The organism is Rhizobium sp. BK316, assembly GCF_014193695.1.
In the GTDB taxonomy this organism is placed as follows: Bacteria; Pseudomonadota; Alphaproteobacteria; order Rhizobiales; family Rhizobiaceae; genus Rhizobium.
This window is the reverse complement of the sequence record NZ_JACHZR010000005.1, coordinates 28,211-45,924: the sequence shown is the minus strand read 5'-3', so window position 1 is coordinate 45,924 and position 17,714 is coordinate 28,211. Positions and strand designations below refer to the sequence as shown.

General features: G+C 57.4%; 20 protein-coding genes, 1 pseudogene and 1 riboswitch. Of the genes and pseudogenes, 9 read left to right on the top strand and 12 right to left on the bottom strand.

Annotated features, from left to right (window positions below; all coding sequences use genetic code 11):
• Nucleotides 1-115 precede the first annotated feature (115 nt).
• The 3 genes from FHT87_RS23435 to FHT87_RS23425 form a co-directional block, all read right to left on the bottom strand.
• On the bottom strand, nucleotides 116-391 hold the full coding sequence (locus FHT87_RS23435) for a hypothetical protein (RefSeq protein WP_183805141.1): 276 nt from the start codon (nucleotides 389-391) through the stop codon (nucleotides 116-118).
• 204 nt (nucleotides 392-595) lie between these two features.
• Complete coding sequence (locus FHT87_RS23430; RefSeq protein ID WP_183805140.1) at nucleotides 596-1,045, bottom strand: hypothetical protein; 450 nt, start codon at nucleotides 1,043-1,045, stop codon at nucleotides 596-598.
• Nucleotides 1,045-1,476, bottom strand: coding sequence for a type II toxin-antitoxin system antitoxin SocA domain-containing protein (locus FHT87_RS23425; protein ID WP_183805139.1), 432 nt, complete (start codon nucleotides 1,474-1,476; stop codon nucleotides 1,045-1,047). Before FHT87_RS23425 ends, FHT87_RS23430 begins: the two co-directional genes overlap by 1 nt.
• A gap of 296 nt (nucleotides 1,477-1,772) precedes the next feature.
• Between FHT87_RS23425 and FHT87_RS23420 the strand changes: the two genes are divergently transcribed.
• Nucleotides 1,773-3,236: a P-loop NTPase fold protein gene (locus tag FHT87_RS23420; protein WP_183805138.1), complete on the top strand. Its 1,464-nt coding sequence runs from the start codon at nucleotides 1,773-1,775 to the stop codon at nucleotides 3,234-3,236.
• Nucleotides 3,237-3,260: 24 nt separating this feature from the next.
• Here the strand turns inward: FHT87_RS23420 and FHT87_RS23415 are convergent, their stop codons facing one another.
• Nucleotides 3,261-3,434 (bottom strand): hypothetical protein, encoded by a 174-nt coding sequence (locus FHT87_RS23415; RefSeq protein WP_183805136.1) that lies wholly within the window; start codon nucleotides 3,432-3,434, stop codon nucleotides 3,261-3,263.
• A 164-nt stretch (nucleotides 3,435-3,598) separates the two neighbouring features.
• Complete coding sequence (locus tag FHT87_RS23410) at nucleotides 3,599-4,108, bottom strand: hypothetical protein (protein WP_183805134.1); 510 nt, start codon at nucleotides 4,106-4,108, stop codon at nucleotides 3,599-3,601.
• A gap of 517 nt (nucleotides 4,109-4,625) precedes the next feature.
• Here FHT87_RS23410 and FHT87_RS31285 point away from each other — a divergent pair.
• Nucleotides 4,626-4,880: pseudogene (locus FHT87_RS31285) on the top strand (flagellin); the annotation flags it as partial.
• Between the two features lie 967 nt (nucleotides 4,881-5,847).
• Here FHT87_RS31285 and FHT87_RS23400 read toward each other — a convergent pair.
• Nucleotides 5,848-6,111 carry a DUF982 domain-containing protein gene (locus FHT87_RS23400; RefSeq protein WP_183735144.1) on the bottom strand — a complete coding sequence of 88 codons (264 nt, stop codon included), beginning with the start codon at nucleotides 6,109-6,111 and terminating at the stop codon, nucleotides 5,848-5,850.
• Nucleotides 6,112-6,316: 205 nt separating this feature from the next.
• On the opposite strand from FHT87_RS23400, the gene FHT87_RS23395 reads away from it, so the two are divergent.
• Nucleotides 6,317-6,568, top strand: a complete 252-nt coding sequence (locus FHT87_RS23395; protein ID WP_183805132.1) for a hypothetical protein — start codon at nucleotides 6,317-6,319, stop codon at nucleotides 6,566-6,568.
• A gap of 121 nt (nucleotides 6,569-6,689) precedes the next feature.
• Nucleotides 6,690-7,127: a universal stress protein gene (locus FHT87_RS23390; protein ID WP_183805130.1), complete on the top strand. Its 438-nt coding sequence runs from the start codon at nucleotides 6,690-6,692 to the stop codon at nucleotides 7,125-7,127.
• Between the two features lie 7 nt (nucleotides 7,128-7,134).
• Here the strand turns inward: FHT87_RS23390 and FHT87_RS23385 are convergent, their stop codons facing one another.
• Nucleotides 7,135-7,323, bottom strand: a complete 189-nt coding sequence (locus FHT87_RS23385) for a hypothetical protein (RefSeq protein WP_183805428.1) — start codon at nucleotides 7,321-7,323, stop codon at nucleotides 7,135-7,137.
• Nucleotides 7,324-7,662: 339 nt separating this feature from the next.
• Between FHT87_RS23385 and FHT87_RS23380 the strand changes: the two genes are divergently transcribed.
• Nucleotides 7,663-8,055, top strand: a complete 393-nt coding sequence (locus tag FHT87_RS23380) for a hypothetical protein (protein ID WP_246699669.1) — start codon at nucleotides 7,663-7,665, stop codon at nucleotides 8,053-8,055.
• Between the two features lie 77 nt (nucleotides 8,056-8,132).
• Here the strand turns inward: FHT87_RS23380 and FHT87_RS23375 are convergent, their stop codons facing one another.
• The 3 genes from FHT87_RS23375 to FHT87_RS23365 all read right to left on the bottom strand — a co-directional run bounded on the left by FHT87_RS23375 (nucleotide 8,133) and on the right by FHT87_RS23365 (nucleotide 13,518).
• Nucleotides 8,133-10,520 (bottom strand): phosphoketolase family protein, encoded by a 2,388-nt coding sequence (locus FHT87_RS23375; RefSeq protein ID WP_183805128.1) that lies wholly within the window; start codon nucleotides 10,518-10,520, stop codon nucleotides 8,133-8,135.
• 72 nt (nucleotides 10,521-10,592) lie between these two features.
• Nucleotides 10,593-11,768, bottom strand: a complete 1,176-nt coding sequence (locus tag FHT87_RS23370; protein WP_183805126.1) for an acetate/propionate family kinase — start codon at nucleotides 11,766-11,768, stop codon at nucleotides 10,593-10,595.
• A 178-nt stretch (nucleotides 11,769-11,946) separates the two neighbouring features.
• Nucleotides 11,947-13,518, bottom strand: coding sequence for a bifunctional diguanylate cyclase/phosphodiesterase (locus FHT87_RS23365; RefSeq protein ID WP_183805124.1), 1,572 nt, complete (start codon nucleotides 13,516-13,518; stop codon nucleotides 11,947-11,949).
• 414 nt (nucleotides 13,519-13,932) lie between these two features.
• Here FHT87_RS23365 and FHT87_RS23360 point away from each other — a divergent pair, with 414 nt between their 5' ends.
• The gene (locus tag FHT87_RS23360) at nucleotides 13,933-14,286 is read left to right on the top strand and encodes a hypothetical protein (RefSeq protein WP_183735138.1); all 354 of its coding nucleotides are present in this window, start codon (nucleotides 13,933-13,935) and stop codon (nucleotides 14,284-14,286) included.
• Between the two features lie 337 nt (nucleotides 14,287-14,623).
• Here the strand turns inward: FHT87_RS23360 and FHT87_RS23355 are convergent, their stop codons facing one another.
• On the bottom strand, nucleotides 14,624-15,169 hold the full coding sequence (locus tag FHT87_RS23355; RefSeq protein WP_183805121.1) for a histidine phosphatase family protein: 546 nt from the start codon (nucleotides 15,167-15,169) through the stop codon (nucleotides 14,624-14,626).
• 106 nt (nucleotides 15,170-15,275) lie between these two features.
• A riboswitch (cobalamin riboswitch) is annotated at nucleotides 15,276-15,350 on the top strand.
• 50 nt (nucleotides 15,351-15,400) lie between these two features.
• On the opposite strand from FHT87_RS23355, the gene FHT87_RS23350 reads away from it, so the two are divergent.
• The 3 genes from FHT87_RS23350 (at nucleotide 15,401) to FHT87_RS23340 (ending at nucleotide 17,051) form a co-directional block, all read left to right on the top strand.
• Nucleotides 15,401-15,610: a CbtB-domain containing protein gene (locus FHT87_RS23350; RefSeq protein ID WP_183735136.1), complete on the top strand. Its 210-nt coding sequence runs from the start codon at nucleotides 15,401-15,403 to the stop codon at nucleotides 15,608-15,610.
• Nucleotides 15,611-15,623: 13 nt separating this feature from the next.
• On the top strand, nucleotides 15,624-16,358 hold the full coding sequence (locus tag FHT87_RS23345) for a CbtA family protein (RefSeq protein ID WP_183805120.1): 735 nt from the start codon (nucleotides 15,624-15,626) through the stop codon (nucleotides 16,356-16,358).
• A gap of 87 nt (nucleotides 16,359-16,445) precedes the next feature.
• A complete protein-coding gene (locus tag FHT87_RS23340; RefSeq protein ID WP_183805118.1) occupies nucleotides 16,446-17,051 on the top strand; it encodes a hypothetical protein in 606 nt (201 codons plus the stop codon).
• Here the strand turns inward: FHT87_RS23340 and FHT87_RS23335 are convergent.
• A complete protein-coding gene (locus FHT87_RS23335; RefSeq protein WP_183735133.1) occupies nucleotides 17,036-17,698 on the bottom strand; it encodes a sulfite oxidase-like oxidoreductase in 663 nt (220 codons plus the stop codon). The two genes, FHT87_RS23340 and FHT87_RS23335, sit on opposite strands and share 16 nt — an antisense overlap.
• Nucleotides 17,699-17,714: the final 16 nt, after the last annotated feature.

Below are 17,714 nucleotides of genomic sequence, written 5' to 3'. Positions count from 1 at the left end.
GGTTGATCGAGTAGGCGATACGACTTCTTTCCAACAGGAATTATTCTATACCGGCAGATCGACCGCGCGGGGCAGCAAGATAACTGCCCCGCTTGCAGCGCATCCGAGCTCCCGCTTACGCTGACAGCGCGGTCAAAAGCCGAAGTTCCGCATTTTCGACCATGTCGCAAAGCGCTTGGCGCCGTGCGCCGATGAGGGCGTCGCGCAACTCGACGCCTATCTCGGCATCTTCCTTCAGGTGACCGGCAACACCGGCAAGCTCGGCGCCATTCTTTGCGCACAGAAGAGATGCCGCCCGGATGGTTGGGCCGATCTCTTCAATGTCGGCGGTCAGGTTGAAATCTTCGAGGCCGGTGAAACTCTCAAATGCGGAAAGCGAAATAGATTTCATTGTTTATCTCCCGCCGCCGGAATGGCGACGGTTCGACAAGGTAAGCATTTTTACGATGCTCGCAACAGTTGATTTAATCCAACAATGCAGCCCTGAAGTCGGATTTATTCCTACTTCTGGCTGCGGCAAATATACTGCATCAGGCTTCGATATCTCGGTTTCGAGGAGTTCAGCAATCCGCGCGCCGGTGCGATCGGGAAGGGATCAGGTATTTTTTAAAGGTGCCGGGCAGACCTGATGTTCAGGGTCGTACCAAAGAACCCGCATCACATTCAAATGATGAATGCAATGCACGCGGACCGCACCCATCAGGCGGATCGAGAAGATACTGTCGATGTCATCATGATGAATTTCGCGAAGGCGTTGTTGCGCTTCGCCTGAAAGCTTGTGGAGTTCGATGGGATGCGATCCTTGCTGTCGAAGGTCGGTCTCCGACAGCGTTTCGATTTCAGAAAGCTTCTGTATTACCGCTTTATATGTGGCTGGGTCTTCGAGTGCTGCCCAAGAGTACGGTCCACCCCTGTCAACGCTCGAAAAACGCCAAGAGATCGGCTTCCCGCGAACATCGGGATCCGTAGCAAACTTAACGGTTTTGCTGGGAGATGGCTCCTTCTCAATGGAGGGAACCTTCTTCTTTTTGTTTTTTCCTGACATTAAAGCGAGCCGTAATACTCCGCCATCGCAGCGTGAGTTATCTCAGCATTGGAACGATCACCGGGAGCAACGCCACGTCTAGCCTCGCGCCAAGGGCGCTCCGAATGAGTGAGATCGCTTAGCCAATGCGCATCTTTTTCGGCGTAGAACTTCAGCACGTTTTTGATGGTGTCTCTCGCCACAACATCAAGCTTCCGCTTATCTCCCCTGAAATCGCCTGGCTTTACCAGGAAATTGCCTCGATGGATTTCGTACAGGTTCGGGCAGACAGGGCCATTAGCCCAAGCCTCAATTCGATCGTCGAAAAGCTGACGGTCATCCCAGACCAGTGACCAGGCTTGGCAATAGTAGACAAGCTTCTGCAACTTCATGGCTGACATCTCGCCTTGCCTGTCGAGAATATAAGTCGCCACGTCAACAGCGCGGGGCATAGAAAATCCTCTCAAAGGTTTTAGCTTATCACTGCACAAGTAGGATAATACCCAACTAACGTAAAGTTTCACCCCGATCTTACGCAGGGCTGGCGTCTACAGGCGTTGCGATTTCTGCCTGAGGAAAGTTGAATTTTCAATTTTTATCGGTGACGCGTGCAGGACGCGCCGCGCGGTTGGGGACCGATTGCCCAATGCCAGCGCCTCGTCTCTGCGGTTGCAATTACTCGGTGCATTACGCCGTGAGGGAGTTGCATACTTGCGGGCGCAAATTCATCATAGTTCGGATTGATCGATTGCAGGGTGAAAATTTGGAAGCCAAAAATATAGACCAGGTATGGGAGGCGGATCGTCTTGGTAGGCGCCAGGACGCGGACTTCCTGTATAATTTTATTGTTGGCGAAGTGGCCAAACGTAAGCGACAAAATAGGCGAAGCTCATATGCACTGAACGTTGACGCTCGATGGGGCGCCGGCAAATCTTTCTTTCTAGAACGATTTGGCAAACAAGCCGAACTTCAAGGCCACGTGGTGGCTTACGTCAATGCGTGGCAGGACGATCACGCGAGCGATCCATATGTGGCGATTATGGCCGCGATTGATCGCGCATTTGCCCCGTACGTGCGAGAGGACAGCGGGCTTAAGAAGGCATGGACAGCGGTGGTCGAGAACGGCGGTCCAATTGCGATGAAAATTGGAGCCGGCGTTTTAAGGTCAATAGGGAAAAAACATGCCGATATCACTTCCGACGATCTTCTATCAGATGACCCGGACCCGTCATTTGCCACTGATTTAGCGGAAGCGGTGGTCGAAAGCTCGCTCGAAACGGGCAAAGCTGAAATCGAAAAGCTATTTGATCGCACGCTTCAAAAAATGATCGATCAGTTCAAAAAGGCGGATAGAGCCGTCAAGTCTTTCCGCAAAAGGCTGGCTGAAGCTGTTCAAATCTTAGATCAATCGGGAAAGAAAGCTCCCTTTTTTATTCTTATCGACGAACTCGACCGCTGCCGCCCATCGTACGCCGTTCATCTCCTTGAACGGATAAAGCATCTGTTCGAGGTTGACGGAGTGGCATTCATCTTCGCAACGAATTCTCAGCAGCTCCAATACAGTATCATCGGAACCTATGGCGCGGGGTTTGACGGCTTTATTTATCTCAAGAGGTTCTTCGATCGAACGTACATTTTCAAAGAAGTGTCGGTGAAGCGTCAAATCGAGGAACTCAGTGCCTCGATTGAAAAACGAAAAGTCCGCGTTCCGTTGGACGATTTGGTGGAGTTTCTGTCATCGGCATGTGACGCATATGAGCTTGATCTAAGGGCGATCGAGCAAATTCTGGAGATGGTTGATGTTGCAGTGTCGGCGTGGCAGCATCCAATTCCGCTAGATATGGTTATTTTGTTCCCGCTCTGCGTGTCATTCTACCGCACGGGCACAGTCGACTTGGTCGTTGCCCAACGTGATATCCCTAAAGGTTGGTTCATAGGAGATACCGTACAAGATTACCGCCAAACTATTGATCGTCGAGTAATGATCAATCAAGCTTTCTCGGTCGCAACCGACCGCTTCACATCTATGGAGAAGGTGATGAGCGCGCAGGAAGCGAATAATGATGCTCCCACGGAGCGATATGTTCGCCAAACCTTTATGCCGGAATGGAACGGCAAATTCGTTGACCGAAATTCTCGAAGCATCCAAGCAGATTTGATCGATCTTGTGGCGAACGCAGGGCGTTTAGCCGTTAAGTCTACCGCGGCGTAGCGTGACATTGCCGACGTCACACTGTCACGCATAGGTGTCACGTTTTGCCGGACGCATGTCACGGTTCCGCTGTTGCCCGACCTCGGGATCGGCAATCTGCTTCACTGCATTTCGTTGCTTCGTCGGCTTGGTGATTTTCTCATATTTGGTCGAGCCTTTGACCTTCTGCCAGCCGGGTTTGACACAGATTTTCGGCACTTAGAATTCTCCCCTTTCAACCCAACCAAAACGCAAGTTTCAAATTTCGAAAAACGCTTAAAAGTCGGGGGGCAGCGGTCCCGTACCCCCATCCGAGGCGATAACGATCCCTATCCAGGGGGAGGGGAAAGGCCGGCCATTGCGCGCCGGCCTTCTGTCCCTGATCAAGCGCCAGCGTTCTTGGAAAGACCGCGCCAATCGATGACCTTTGCGGCTACGTCGAGGCGGGCCTTTATCTCGATGCCGTCAATTTCGAAGCCGGCGCGTGTCTCGGTATAGACGCCCCGTGCTCCTTCGAGATAGGCAAGCTCGACGACATCGACGAACGTCGGCGACGTCGCGAAGTAATAGGCGGTGGCGCTGCCGGCGATCCCGTAGCGCGCGACGCCGAGGTCAAGACGCGGCTCGGCGATGACCGTCAAATTGCGGATTTCGCTCGGGACTGCATCGGCGGTCTTGGCCGGCGTGATGCTCGTCACGAACTTGAGCGCTGCCACCTCAAGAGCCTTGGGCACGATAAGGTACTCGGGTGATAGATTGAGCGCCGTTTTTCCGTCAAGTCCGGTTTGTAGGCCCATCTTTTTCCGGGCTTCAGCAACTGTGATTTCGCCGATCGTGCCCGCAGTCAGCAAGTTGCCGTGGTTCGCATGGAACAGGGCGGTGCCGTCGCCCATATTCGCATTGAGCAGGATTTGACCCCAAACGAGGTCGCTTTCAAGCTGTGCAGCCTGGACGCCGAATGCGCGCGGAATGCGGTCAAAAGCACTCAGATCATCATTGACGATCGCCTGCCGGGTAATGCCGATGATCCTGCCGAAAGTCTCAAGTTTGAACTTTTCGGCGCTGTCGCCCATCGTCCCACTGGTGAATTCGCCGTGCTCGTTCACCTTCTCAAAGGCCGGCGCTTCACTGATCTGCGTGCGGCTCACTTCCTTAAAATCGCTGACCGTCGTCTCGCGAACGAGCGGACGCGACGGTTTCTGGACGACCGTGGGCCACGAAGAATTCGGGCTGCTGGATGAACTGCTTCCCTTTGGCTACGCCAACAATTCGCTGACCTATTACGACAGCACCAGCGGCACAGTGCAGGAAATGCAGAGCGACTATTTTCTGCATGATGGGGAAAGCTACATGGCCCATGTGGGCGTATTCAAACGGCAGCAGGAATACGACAGTCTGATCCAGTATTTCGAAGTGCGAATGCAGGCTGTTCAAGCGGGCGCCGCTTCGGTCGGCTCGATGCAGAAACGCCTCGAGATGCAGGAAGAGTTCACCAAAGGGCTGATGGAAGATACGACGACGGGCATTGGTCGGTTGGTGGATGCAGATATGGAAGAGGAATCTTCAAAGCTGACGGCGCTGCAGACGCAGCAGCAACTTGCCGTTCAATCGCTATCGATCGCGAACAACGCGCCCAAAAATATTCTCACGCTCTTCCGAGGATAGTACCTGTCAAACGATGATGTCAGAGGATTGATGGGGGGCGGTGGGTATTGGCAGCCGGGCAAACCTCGTCGAAGAGGTCGAGCCGCTGAAAGGCCCGGATTTCGGGCGAAAGACGAGGTCTGTCCGAGGTTTCCCTGCAGGGCAAACGTCAATTTGGATTTCGGGTCCGTTTCAGTAGTGCTTGGGGGTCCGCCAGAAACCAGCACTTCAAATCCAGGCTCCAATGAAATCAATCATTTGAAGGCGGGTTGAGCGGCTTTAAAAGGCTTTTCAAAGCCCGTTTGTGATTTTTTTGAAGGTGCGCTATTTTGCCATCGGATCGGCTCGAATTCTCGCAGTGGCGTGTCAAGACTTACATCGCGGCTTTTACCGCCCGCCTTTGCAAAAGCCCTTGACCCGTAAAATCCCAGTTATTCCGGTTACTGGTGTCAAACATCAGGCGTCTCTCTATTGGGCGGTTAGCCAAGAGGTATTCATCCTCTCAACGGCTACATTGACAATTGGTCGTCCCTCGTCTCCCGTAATCAGAAAAGACGAAATTGAGAGCATGGACCCTATCGCCACCAATCAAATGGTTGGGGGCGCTGCCTGAGGGCGAAGAAGTTGCCAAGGGCATTTGGCGGAATCTCAAGAAGAAATTGAAAAGGGTGGCCTCCGGTCAGGGAGAGACACCCTCCTCGTACTGACTCTGGACGAACAGCAGAGTGGAAACTAGCGGACAGACCGCGGTCTACAATCGGACCAAAGTCCGATACCGCACCGTTTTTTATAAGGGCTCAGTGAGCGCGACGAGAAGCAGATCCGGCAATCAGAGCCTTCCTCAAAGCGACCTCCGGCACCGGAATACGAGGGATGCCGGAGCCTAGACGCTAGAGTACGAAACATTGTTGGAAGCAATACACAACGCAGATATGGTGGGAGGCGGAGGCCCGCACCCAAAGGTAGCGAGCGCTGTCGTGCTGAACAGTCAGTTCAGCACGTCGATAGCCGTAACGCCAGCCTCGTTTGCGGCACGAATTATCGCCGCTCTGAGTTGCTCCGGTCCAGCGTTGCCCTTCACGACGTCCAGACAGATTTCAATCGCAGCAAGAAACGCCTCTCCGTCATTGCAGGGGAACTCGTTTATGAGCGCGTTGGCGGCTCCCATGGCCGTCCTGACGGAAAAGATCCTGTCGGGATCCTTAAAGAGAAGGATCACGGGATCAAATTCAATCGAGGTGTCCCATTCCATTACACAATACTCCTGATGGGATGGCGTATTGTTAACGATGCAAGAGACGTACCAGTGCACGCGACGGTTTATTTTGAGGCAGGCGCCATCATGACCACAACGGACCTCCGCTACAACTTGTCCTCGAAAGCAAAACAATAAGTGCGCCGTAGCGGCGCAGACGCTATAATTTCGACCGATAGGTGCACTGTACCGGGGATCTGCAATGAAATACGCAGTTGTCGCAATGCTTCTTCTGGCTGCCGGCTGCAGCACGACGACGCAGGACCGGCCGATCCCGGGCAGCTTGACCTATGGCGGCAAGGTTATCCATTCGCCTTATAAACCCGGCACTGTCATCAAGCACACGTTTCTCGGAGAGTTCGGTTATCGGGAATTCGAACGTTATGTCGTTCAGCCCGACGGCACGCTGAAGCTTGCTTCGCGGATCACGAGCAAGGATTTCCTCTGGAATTGATGAGACATGTCCTGGAGTCCTCTTGAACGGGGGCTCGGCGTTGACCTGCGTCAAGGCGCGGGATTACGATTGCGATTGAATTCCCCCTTCATCTGACTTCAGCCAGCAGAACGGATCTCCTATGTACAATCGCATATTGCTGCCCACCGACGGTTCGGAACTCGCCGCTCGGGGTGTCGATCATGGTCTTGCGCTTGCCAAGGCGCTCAACCTTCCCGTGACAATCGTGAGCGTCATCGTGCCGCTGACCGGTTTTGCGCTCCAGGGGATCGTGCAGGCGGAAGCGATGGACAGCTACAACGAGGGTCGTCGGAAAGAGATCGAGGATCTGGAGCAGATCATTGGGGAAAAGGCGAAGAGCGTCGGTGTGGTCGCCGACTTCGTCAGCAAGGTGCACCTTTCGCCGGCCACGGCCATTCTCGAAACGGCGGCGGAGCAGGGTTGCGGCCTGATCGTTATTTCTTCGCACGGCCGCCGCGGAATCTCGCGGCTCATGCTCGGTAGCCAGACGTCCGAGGTTCTTTCCGAGGCGGGTATTCCAGTCCTGGTCGTAAAGTAAAAAAGGCTCAGTTTTCCGTCAGCGCCGCGAGGGGTGTCGTGCGCCCGGCGATGTGATCTGCCGTCTTGGTGGACACCGCTCCGCTTTTCTCGCTGTTGTCGTCGGCTTCGTTGCGGCTGCCTGCCTCCGGTGTCATGTAGAAGGCCAGCGTTTCCTCCAGGCGGGAGGCAGTGAGGCTGGTGGCGAAACCCTTCATGGCTTTCCTCGGCGGTGTTTCCAGTTGTGGAATTTCATAGCCTACGTTTCAGTGGGTTCGGAACATGGGCTGAAAGGTTGTCACCAACTTTCGAAGACCGATGAGCATTTCCATTTTCCCCGAAATACGGAACGCTCCATCTCTTTGTTTTCACGTGATTCCGGACGCAGAACTTTTGCTGGAATTTCTTTAGTCGCTGATGAGTTCGAGGCAGAATTGGATAAAGGCGTTGACCTTGGCCGGTATGTGATGCCGGGAGGGATGGACTGCGTAGAGCGGGCTCGATGGAACATCTTCCCGCCAATTTGGTTTCTCTCGCACAGATTGGAGGATCAAGCGATGACCCAATATGGTGACGACAAGAACCGAATTGTGGATGAGAATACAGGCATGCCGCTCGGGCAGGCATCCTATGAAGAGGAAAAAACGCTTGCCGATGAGCGGCGCAGTGTTTCGCTCTGGGGTGTGTTGGCAGCTGGCATTCTGGTCATTCTGATCGCTGCGGCGAGTTTTGCCATCTGGCCAGGCACGACCAACGAACCGGCTTCGACCGCGTCCACGACCCAGGACCCGATCAACGCGCAGCCCTCGGGCCAGGGCACATTCGACAATAATCCGGCAACCGGCTCCATCAAGCCTCCGGAAGCCACCGACCGCGATCCGACACCTGACGGTAGCGGTGGTGGTCCGACGGGCGTGACCACGCCAAGCGGCACGCAGAGCGGACAATAATATTGTGACCCTGCATCACGGCTGGGGAAGGGCCGCGCGGTTTCCGTGCGGCCCTTTTCATGCAGGTTAACTTCCTCTCAGGCCGCGGGCCATTTCCAGTCGCGAACGTCGGGCATATCCTCACCATATTCGCGGACATAGGCATGATGCTCGACGAGTTTGGCTCTCAGGCTTTCCAGCACTTCTGGGACTTTTTCCTTCAGGCCCGGAACGCGCTCGATCGCCTCGATCGCGAGGTGGAAGCGGTCGAGCTCGTTGAGCACGGTCATGTCGAAGGGCGTGGTCGTCGTGCCCTCCTCTATGAAGCCGCGCACATGGATATTGCGGTGGTTGGTGCGTTTATAGGTCAGCCGGTGGATGAGGTAAGGATAGCCGTGATAGGCGAAGATCACAGGCCTGTCCGACGTGAAGATCGCGTCGAAGACCTCGTCCGTCAGGCCGTGCGGATGCTGGTCTTTCGATTGCAGGGCAAGCAGGTCGACGACATTCACCGTGCGGATCTTCAGTTCTGGGACATGCTGGTGCAGCAGATCGACGGCGGCGAGCGTTTCCATGGTCGGCACGTCGCCGGCACAGGCCATGACGACATCGGGCGCCACCGTATCGTCCTCATGGCTCGCCCAGTCCCAGATGCCGATACCAGCCTCACAATGCTTCACCGCCTCATCCATGGTCAGCCATTGCGGTTCGGGCTGTTTGCCGGCAACGATGACGTTGATGCGGTCATAAGTCCTAAGGCAATGATCGCCGACCCAGAGCAGGGTGTTGGCATCCGGCGGCAGGTAGATGCGGACGATATCGGCCTTCTTGTTGGCGACGAGATCGACGAAGCCGGGGTCCTGATGCGAAAAGCCGTTATGGTCCTGCCGCCAGACATGCGAGGTCAGGAGATAGTTCAGCGAGGAGATCGGCTTCCTCCACTCCAGCTCCCGGGTGACCTTCAACCATTTGGCATGCTGGTTGAACATCGAGTCGATGATGTGGATGAAGGCCTCGTAGCAGGAAAAGAGACCGTGCCGGCCCGTCAGCAGGTAGCCTTCCAGCCATCCCTGGCAAAGATGCTCGCTCAGAACCTCCATGACGCGGCCATCGCGGGAGAGGCCGACATCATAAGGTTCGATCTCCTCCATCCAGACGCGGTCGGTGACCTCGAAGACGCTGCCAAGGCGGTTTGATTCCGTTTCGTCGGGGCCGAAAATGCGGAAGTTCGCATTGGCCTTGTTGAGCGTCAGCGTATCACGCAGGTAGTGGCCGAGGATTTCGGTGGATTGCACCATGGCATCGCCGCGCTTTTCCACCTTCACCTCATAGGCGCGGATATCGGGTGCGATCAATTCCTTGCGCAGAATGCCGCCATTGGCATGTGGATTGGCGCCCATGCGGCGCTCGCCCGACGGGGCAAGTGCCCGCAGTTCCGGCTTCAGCGTGCCGGAGGCATCGAAGAGGTCTTCAGGATCGTAACTGCGCATCCAGTCTTCGAGAATTTTCCGGTGTTCGTCATTCTCCCGGCAATTGGAGACCGGCACTTGATGGGCGCGCCAGAAGCCTTCGACCTTCTTGCCGTCCACTTCCTTCGGGCCAGTCCAACCCTTGGGGCTGCGCAGCACGATCATCGGCCAGCGCGGGCAGGCCTGCGGCGCCTTGCCGTCGCGAGCTTCCTTCTGGATGGCGCGGATACGGTCGAAGACTTTCTCGAAGGTCGCGGCCATCTGCTGATGCATTTTGGCCGGTTCGTGGCCTTCGACGAAGAAAGGCTCGTAGCCGTAGCCTTCGAAGAGATGCATTAGATCCTCGTCACCGGCACGACCGAGAACTGTCGGGTTGGCGATCTTATAGCCGTTCAAATGCAGGATCGGCAGAACGGCGCCGTCGTGGGCGGGGTTCAGAAACTTGTTGGAATGCCAGCTTGCCGCCAGCGGGCCGGTTTCGGCTTCGCCGTCGCCGATGACGCAGGCGACGATCAGATCGGGATTGTCGAAGGCCGCGCCATAGGCATGAACGAGCGCATAGCCGAGCTCTCCGCCCTCATGGATGGAGCCGGGCGTTTCCGGCGCCGCGTGGCTCGGAATCCCACCGGGGAAGGAGAACTGGCGGAAAAGCTTGCGCATGCCCTCTTCCGTCTCGGTTATATCGGGATAGATCTCGCTATAGATGCCTTCCAGATAGGTATTGGCGACCATGCCCGGCCCACCATGACCGGGACCGCACATATAGATGATATCGAGATCGCGGGCGCGGATGACACGGTTCAGATGCGCGTAGATGAAGTTGAGGCCAGGTGTCGTGCCCCAGTGGCCGAGCAGGCGGGGCTTGATATGTTCGGGCTTCAGGGGCTGGCGCAGGAGAGGATTGGAAAGAAGATAAATTTGGCCGACTGAGAGATAGTTGGCGGCGCGCCAGTAGCGGTCGATGAGCGCGAGTTCTGCGTCTGAAAGAACTGATGGAGTCGAGACATGCTTTTCCATGGATTTCTCCCGTTTAAACTTGTTCAACGTCAATTCTAGCGGCCAGCGTCGGCACGCACTTGATCTGGATCATCAGGAGCGAAGAATAGAGAGTGCCTCCTGCGCGATGATCTGTTCCTCGTCCGTAGCAATGACATGCGCCGTTATGCGGCTCGAGGGTGTCGTGATCGTGAAGCCATTGGCTGCATTTGCCTTTTCGTCGACCGTAAGGCCGAGCCAGCCGAGATGCCGGATGACCGCCGAGCGGATCTGCGGCTGGTGCTCCCCGATCCCGGCGGTAAAGACGATGGCGTCGAGTCCGCCGAGTGTCACCGACATGCGGCCGATCTCGCCAGCGATGCGCAGCGTGAACAGGTCGAGCGCCTCGCGCGCTTCCGGGCTTCCGTCCTCGAGAAGGTCGCGAGTATCTGCGTTGATGCCGGAGACGCCAAGCAGGCCGGAGCGATGGTAGAGCATGTCTTCCAGCTGATCGACGGACTGCTTCTTTTGCTGCAGCAGATGCAGGATCACGCCGGGATCGAGCCAGCCGGGCCGGGTGGCCATGGGTATGCCGTCCAGCGTGGAAAACCCCATGCTGCAGTCGCGGCTGACACCGTTTTCCAGAGCGCAGAGGCTTGCGCCGCTGCCGAGATGGGCGGCGACGATTTTCGCTTTATTCGACAGCCTGCGGCCGACCTCGCCAGCGATGAATTTGTAGGAGAGGCCGTGAAATCCGTAGCGCTTGATACCTTCGTCGTGAAGCGCGCGCGGGATGGCGAAGCGGCGGACGAGGTCGATCTGCGTGGCATGAAAGGCGGTATCGAACGAGGCCGTTTGGGCAAGATGCGGTTTCAGGTGCTTCAGCGCGCGGATGAAGCGAAGCGCCTGCGGTTGATGAAGGGGTGCCAGCGGCGTAAGCGCGTCAATCGCTTCGATCGCGGTATCATCGAGCGCCGTCGCTGCGGTGAAGTGGTCGCCGCCGTGAACGACGCGGTGGCCGGCAGCGCGCACGCTGCCGATGTCGAAATGCTCCGACAGCAGTTCGAACGTCTCGTCGATGACGGCATGCAGGTCATCGGTGAGTTCGGCCTTCAGCGGCATGTCGAAGGTCTGCGGACCTTCCTTCAGACTGAAGGCGAGGGGTTCGGCGCGGAAATCGATCACCCCCTTGCCGATGCGCCGCACCTTGCCATCCTCAATGGAAAAGATGCCGATCTTCACCGTCGAGGAACCGGCATTGAAGGTCAGGAGAAGATCGGTCGACGGCATGTTGCTTGATGCTCCCCGGCAATCGTGACGATGAACGAACTTAGCGTCATCGCGTCAGGTGGGAAGCCTCTTCTGTCCGGGCGAGCAATTTTTGGTTGTCGATCCAGTCCCCGGAAGGCGTCAGGCGAGGGATGACGCGTCGCTGGCCGCGCACTTTTGCTGCTGGAATTGCTCAGGTTCAGGCCGTGGAGGCCAGGCTGGCAATTTGACTTTCGATGAAGATGCCCGCCTCTGCGGCGGGCATCGCCTTGCCGAAGAGATAGCCCTGGCCGATGTCGCAGCCAAGCTGCAGCAGATAGGCGAACTGGGCATGTTCCTCGACACCTTCCGCCGTCGTCTTGATGTTGAGACTTTTTCCGAGAGCAAGCATGGCGCGGACGATTTTTTCCTGCTTCTCGTCTTCCCGGCAGGTGGCGATGAAGCTCTTGTCGATCTTGATCTTGTCGAAACGGTAACGGGCAAGCTGCGCAAGGCTCGAATAGCCCGTGCCGAAATCATCGAGCGCGATCTGTACGCCCGCCTCATGCAGTTCATCGAGAATATGGGCGGCGATCGCCGGATCCTGGATCAGCGCGTTTTCGGTGATTTCCACCTCCAGCCGTCTGGCAGGCAGGCGACTTGCCGCGAGCACCTTGAGGATGCGCGAGGCAAGCAGTTTGTCCTCCATCTGCACAGGCGACACGTTGAACGAAAGCCTGACGTGATCAGGCCAGGCAAGCGCATCGCTGCAGGCTTGGGTGAGGAGGTTTTCGAACAGTTCGGTGATCATGCCGGTTTCTTCGGCGATGCCGATGAAGACCGGAGGCGGAATATTCATGCCGTCTTCGTCGGTCCATCGTGCCAGTGCCTCGAAGCCGCAGACGCTGCCGCTTCTGAGATCGATCAGCGGCTGGTAGTGGGTCTTGATCGCCTTGTTCTGAATGGCGCCACGCAGCTTGGTCTCCAGCGATGCGCGTTCCGCTACTTTGTCCTGCATGGACGGTTCGAAGACCAGTTGATGATTGGGGCCGCGCGATTTTGCCTCATACATGGCAAGGTCGGCGCGGTGTGCAGCGTCCTCCAGCGGCTCTGCGCCTTCGCTCCAGCGGTCGTAGCCTACACTGGCGCCGACCTCGACGGCAAAACCGTCGATCAGGATGGGGCGTGTGACCGCCTGGATGAGCACTTTGGCAAACCATTCCTCCCGCGCCGCGGTCATGCCGAGGGCGATGATGATGAATTCATCGCCACCGAAGCGGTAGACGCAATCGGCATTACCCAGCGCGCAGATGCGCTTGGCCACTTCGACCAGCAGGACATCGCCGCCTTTGTGGCCAACGAGATCGTTGACTTTCTTGAAACCATCGAGATCGACGGAGAAGATCGTGACGTTGTTCCTTGCCTCGTCGGGAATATTGCCCTCCTTGTCGGTAATCTTGGGCAGAATCTTACGTTCGAAGGCGTAGCGGTTCGGAAGCTTGGTCAGATGGTCGTGGGTGGCAATCCAGTCGGCGCGGGCCTGGGCGGCATCGCGAAGCAGCATCTCCTTGCGAAGATCGGCAATGCGCAACACGGAATAGATGAAACTCATCGCGCCGGCGATGCCGAGGGCGAGCACAAACTTGTCGGCGCCGTAGTCCTCGAAGTTGCTCATGAAGCTGACGAGCCAGCTATCGACATCCAGCAGGGCGCCTGAAATCCATAGCGCTGCACCGAGCGCCATGATCGTCAGACATTGCCTTCCCGCCCTGGTCCTGAAGAATTCTGGCATCAGCTTCTCCATCTCCATCCCGCGGCGGAAATATCATGAAAGTCTGAAATGTTTATTGAAACCTGGAGGCGAATTGTTGGAGAACATGCTACGCATTCGGTCGCACTTTCATCGAAAACGAGCACGCCTTTCGTGCCGTACAGCCTTTGATATGGCGCAAGAGACATCGAATTTTTCCAGCAATTTCAAACCTTTGTCCGCTAGCCGCTTTATGCCTTCTAACGGATGCACCCGGATGTCACGGCTCCCGGCGATCTGCCGTTCGATTTTCCCGACCTTTTCGCGGCCGTGGAAGGGGCAAAGCACGTGCCGGCCGAACTGGAGCTGAAAGTTGATTGCACCCGGCCGTCCTGAGCGGAACCAATGCGCTGCTCAAGCCGTTTTCCGGGACTGTTCACGAGAGAGGACGATCCCATGCAACTTGTCGGCACCCAGGTCATCCCCGCCTATGGCAGCAAAGGCGGTTTTACGGTTGAATTCGTGGGCGACGGTGGCGAAGTCGTCTCCGTGCAGATCAAGAGTGATCGCGGCCAGCAATTGAACCGGCTGAATGCGGTGGAAAAGGCGAGAGAGGTTATGAGGCGCTTCGCCACCGCGCCAATCCGCGAGGGCGATAACGAGCGACCAGCCGGGTTAGGAAACGCTCGTTCGCGGGGTGACGAGGAGGAGATGGAAGAGCAACTGGACGAGGGACTGGAAGGCACTTTTCCCGCCAGCGATCCGGTCTCGATCACCCACACCGCAATACCAAAGGGCAGCAAACACTGATCCGCCGGCCCCTCGCCTGCTCAGCGCGTTCGTCTCGGTCACTCAGGTCCAGCAATAAGATCGGCAAAGAGAAAGGCGAGCGGCCGCAGCGCGCCCGCCTTTGACGTACTCTGACTTTCAGGCGACGTTGATCAGCAATGGTAGGCTGATCATTACGCCGACGAGAACGGCGACAACAGTTGTGACACGCACGATGCGCAGACGCCGCGTACGCTCCCCACTCCAGTCATAGGTCATTTTTCGTCTCCTCGGGGAAGGACGTAGAGCCCGGAATTCCGGGTCCAATATGTATGACCGCGTTTGCTTGTGTAAGGCTGGACTAATTTACGAGGAATGTTCAGAAACGCAGCGACCAACGGCGGCCGTCGTGCGTCATGCGCGCCATGCCGAGCGGCTGGATATCGATCGTCCAGAAGGCGGCCGGCGGTGCCTTCAGCACATTCAGGATCGCAGCGCGGATGACGGCTGCATGGGTAACCGCGATGACACGGCCGCCGAGCGGCATTTCCTCATTCATCCAGCCGGTGACGCGCCTGCCAAGCTGTTGCAGGCTCTCGCCCTCGTGGGGGGCGGCTTCGGGATCCGATATCCAGAGAGCAAGATTTTCGGGCTCTTCGGAGTGAAGGCTCATGAGCGGCCTGCCGGCCCAGCGGCCGTAGTCGCAATCTCGCAGAGACGGCGCAACGGTCGCTTCGAAACCCAGCATCTCGGCCGTCTGCCGGGCGCGCAACGCCGGGCTCGTAAAAACCCTGTCCGCCCTTCCTGGTGTCGGCATCGCGGCCTCGCCCAGGGTCTTTTCCTCCAGTGGCTCATCGACCGGAAAGGAGGCGGTGCGATTTGCCGCCGTGGCGCCGTGGTTTATCCATGTGAGCCGGGTGGTCATATTACGCGCGCCCTCCGGAGACAGGGCGGGATGGCCGCCGCCCCGCATATGAAGTTTCGTTGACAGTCTCTTTGACGAAAAGATATAACCGTGACGTTGCGGGTTTGGAAGCCGGTGAAAGTCCGGCGCGGTCGCGCCACTGTGACCAGCGTGTCGAAATTCTTCGCGTTGGAAGTCAGACCCTACTGCACACACGATTTTCGACTGAACGCGTCATTCCAGGAGGAATATATGTCTGACACCACTTTCGCGCCCATCGCGTCACCCGCGCCGATCCCCGTAGGCCAGATCCTGCCTTGGGCAATCTTCGGCGGCCTGCTGATGCTCATCGCCATCTATTTCGTCGGTACTGAAGAGGGCGCAATGGCGCTCTTCAACGGCATGTATGTGCACGAATTCGTGCACGACGCCCGCCATCTTCTCGGCTTCCCCTGCCACTAAGGGAGGTCCTCACATGGTTGGAAATCTTCTGCTCCGCGGTATGGTCGCGGGCCTGATTGCTGGCATCTTGGTTTTTGCCTTCGCGCGTTTTTTCGGGGAGCCGCTCGTCGATGCGGCCATTGCCTTTGAAGAGGCTACATCGCAGGCAGCCGGCGCGGCAGCCGAACCAGAAATCGTCAGCCGTGCCACACAGGCAGGCTCTGGCCTCTTTACCGGTGTCATAGCTTATAGTGTCGCCGTTGGCGGGCTATTCGCGCTTGTCTTCGCTTTCGTGCAGGGCCGCTTCAGCAGCCTTTCGGCACGCGGCACTTCTGCCGTCATCGCGGCCGCTGCTTTCGTCGCTATCGACATTGTTCCGGCAATCAAATATCCAGCCAATCCGCCGGCTGTCGGCAACTCGGATACGATCAGCGTTCGCACCGAGCTGTTCTTCCTGATGATCGTCGTTTCCATGGCCTCGATGGTTGCAGCAATTGCTCTCGCGCGACGGCTGACGTCGAACTACGGCGCCTGGAATGCGGCGATCATTGCCGGCGTTCTCTTCATCGTCTTCATAGGCCTCGTGGAATATCTGCTGCCGCCGGTCAACGAAGTGCCGGAGAATTTCTCGGCCATGTTACTGTGGCGCTTTCGCACGACGACGATCGCTATGCACATGATCCTCTGGTCGGTGCTCGGCCTTGGCTTCGGCGCGCTGGCGGAGAGGCGCCTCGGGGTGAGGACCGGGTTTCGTTCGGCTTATCGATAGGATGGCAGGGAGGGGTTTCGACAGCTCCCTCTTTTCTCATGGGCCTGTCGGCTCGCGGTTAGCCGTATCGAGACGTTGGGGCGTCTTATGAAAATCGCGTTGCATTCCATCTGTTTCGGCCTTGCCCTGCTGACCGCGGGCATTGCATCTGCGCACAGTCGCAGCGGCGAGGGCAGCCATGCCGGCCTGCCGGTACCTGAGATCTCTCACGGCGAGATGGCGGTCATTTCCGATTATCACACGCGCATTATGGCTCTCGCCTCAAGGGCAATGGATACCAGCGAGCCTTTTCGGCGCGTGCTGAACTATGCCGAAATCCAGTATTCCTACTGTCTCTGGGGTGGGGTACCGGGCAGCGTGACGGATGAAGAGAGCCCGTTCAACGAATGCGCGCATGCCTATCTCGCCGCGACAAAGGCGGTGCTCATGTCATTGCGCGACATGCCGCAGGAGGCGGCTGCGGCAGGGGAGATTGCATCGGACGTCGATGCCGACATGGTCAGGCGCGGCCTTTCACTGGTAACCTGCCGCTTCAGTGGAGAAGGTTTCAATACCGCCGATGTGGTAGGTCCGCGCTGGAGTGAAATCCCGCTGCATCCGGCGAGCATGGCTTCGCTGAGCGGATTGGCAGCGATCCTCGCCTTAGGCGTCTTTGCGGTCACGCGGTCTCTTCGGCTTCAGTCTTCCGAATAGCGCTGCTCGCGCCACGGATCGCCATACATATGGTAGCCGTTCTTTTCCCAGAAGCCGGCCTTGTCGGCCGGCAGCAGATCGATGCGGCGCAGCCATTTGGCGCTTTTCCAGAAATAAAGGTGCGGCACGACGAGGCGCATCGGTCCGCCGTGATCGCGGGTCAGCGGCAAGCCCTCCCATGCGGTGGCGAGAATGGCGTCTTCGGCAGCGAAATCGGAAAGCGGCAGATTGGTCGTATAGCCATCATAGCTGGTCAGCATGACGTAACCGGCTTCCGCTTTCGGCATGGCGAGATCGAGCAGGTCGCGGGTCGAAACACCCTTCCATTTATTATCGTAACGCGACCAAGTGGTGACGCAGTGGATGTCACTGACCATCGCGCTCTGCTCCAGTGCCTGAAAGGCCGCCCAATTCAGGTCCAGCGGTGTCTCGACGAGGCCGCCAACCTCCAGGCGCCAGCTATCGATGGCAATGATCGGTTGCTGGCCGAGGTCGAGGACCGGCCAGTTTTTGACCAGATGCTGGCCGGGTGGCAGGCGCTCGGTTTCCGGGCGGCTGATGCGACCGGTCAGAAATTTTCCCTCGGCCGCCCAGCGGCGCTTGGACGTCGTGAGCTTGCTGTCATCGGGGATCTGGTCGTCGCTCATGAGGGTCTCCTTGCGG

Excerpts from the sequence above, each read along its gene's own strand:
- FHT87_RS23435 (WP_183805141.1), bottom strand. The coding sequence starts at position 391 with ATGAAATCTATTTCGCTTTCCGCATTTGAGAGTTTCACCGGCCTCGAA.
- FHT87_RS23430 (WP_183805140.1), bottom strand. The coding sequence starts at position 1,045 with ATGTCAGGAAAAAACAAAAAGAAGAAGGTTCCCTCCATTGAGAAGGAG.
- FHT87_RS23425 (WP_183805139.1), bottom strand. The coding sequence starts at position 1,476 with ATGCCCCGCGCTGTTGACGTGGCGACTTATATTCTCGACAGGCAAGGC.
- FHT87_RS23410 (WP_183805134.1), bottom strand. The coding sequence starts at position 4,108 with ATGGGCGACGGCACCGCCCTGTTCCATGCGAACCACGGCAACTTGCTG.
- FHT87_RS23400 (WP_183735144.1), bottom strand. The coding sequence starts at position 6,111 with ATGGAATGGGACACCTCGATTGAATTTGATCCCGTGATCCTTCTCTTT.
- FHT87_RS23395 (WP_183805132.1), top strand. The coding sequence starts at position 6,317 with ATGAAATACGCAGTTGTCGCAATGCTTCTTCTGGCTGCCGGCTGCAGC.
- FHT87_RS23390 (WP_183805130.1), top strand. The coding sequence starts at position 6,690 with ATGTACAATCGCATATTGCTGCCCACCGACGGTTCGGAACTCGCCGCT.
- FHT87_RS23385 (WP_183805428.1), bottom strand. The coding sequence starts at position 7,323 with ATGAAGGGTTTCGCCACCAGCCTCACTGCCTCCCGCCTGGAGGAAACG.
- FHT87_RS23380 (WP_246699669.1), top strand. The coding sequence starts at position 7,663 with ATGACCCAATATGGTGACGACAAGAACCGAATTGTGGATGAGAATACA.
- FHT87_RS23375 (WP_183805128.1), bottom strand. The coding sequence starts at position 10,520 with ATGGAAAAGCATGTCTCGACTCCATCAGTTCTTTCAGACGCAGAACTC.
- FHT87_RS23370 (WP_183805126.1), bottom strand. The coding sequence starts at position 11,768 with ATGCCGTCGACCGATCTTCTCCTGACCTTCAATGCCGGTTCCTCGACG.
- FHT87_RS23365 (WP_183805124.1), bottom strand. The coding sequence starts at position 13,518 with ATGCCAGAATTCTTCAGGACCAGGGCGGGAAGGCAATGTCTGACGATC.
- FHT87_RS23360 (WP_183735138.1), top strand. The coding sequence starts at position 13,933 with ATGCAACTTGTCGGCACCCAGGTCATCCCCGCCTATGGCAGCAAAGGC.
- FHT87_RS23355 (WP_183805121.1), bottom strand. The coding sequence starts at position 15,169 with ATGACCACCCGGCTCACATGGATAAACCACGGCGCCACGGCGGCAAAT.
- FHT87_RS23350 (WP_183735136.1), top strand. The coding sequence starts at position 15,401 with ATGTCTGACACCACTTTCGCGCCCATCGCGTCACCCGCGCCGATCCCC.
- FHT87_RS23345 (WP_183805120.1), top strand. The coding sequence starts at position 15,624 with ATGGTTGGAAATCTTCTGCTCCGCGGTATGGTCGCGGGCCTGATTGCT.
- FHT87_RS23340 (WP_183805118.1), top strand. The coding sequence starts at position 16,446 with ATGAAAATCGCGTTGCATTCCATCTGTTTCGGCCTTGCCCTGCTGACC.
- FHT87_RS23335 (WP_183735133.1), bottom strand. The coding sequence starts at position 17,698 with ATGAGCGACGACCAGATCCCCGATGACAGCAAGCTCACGACGTCCAAG.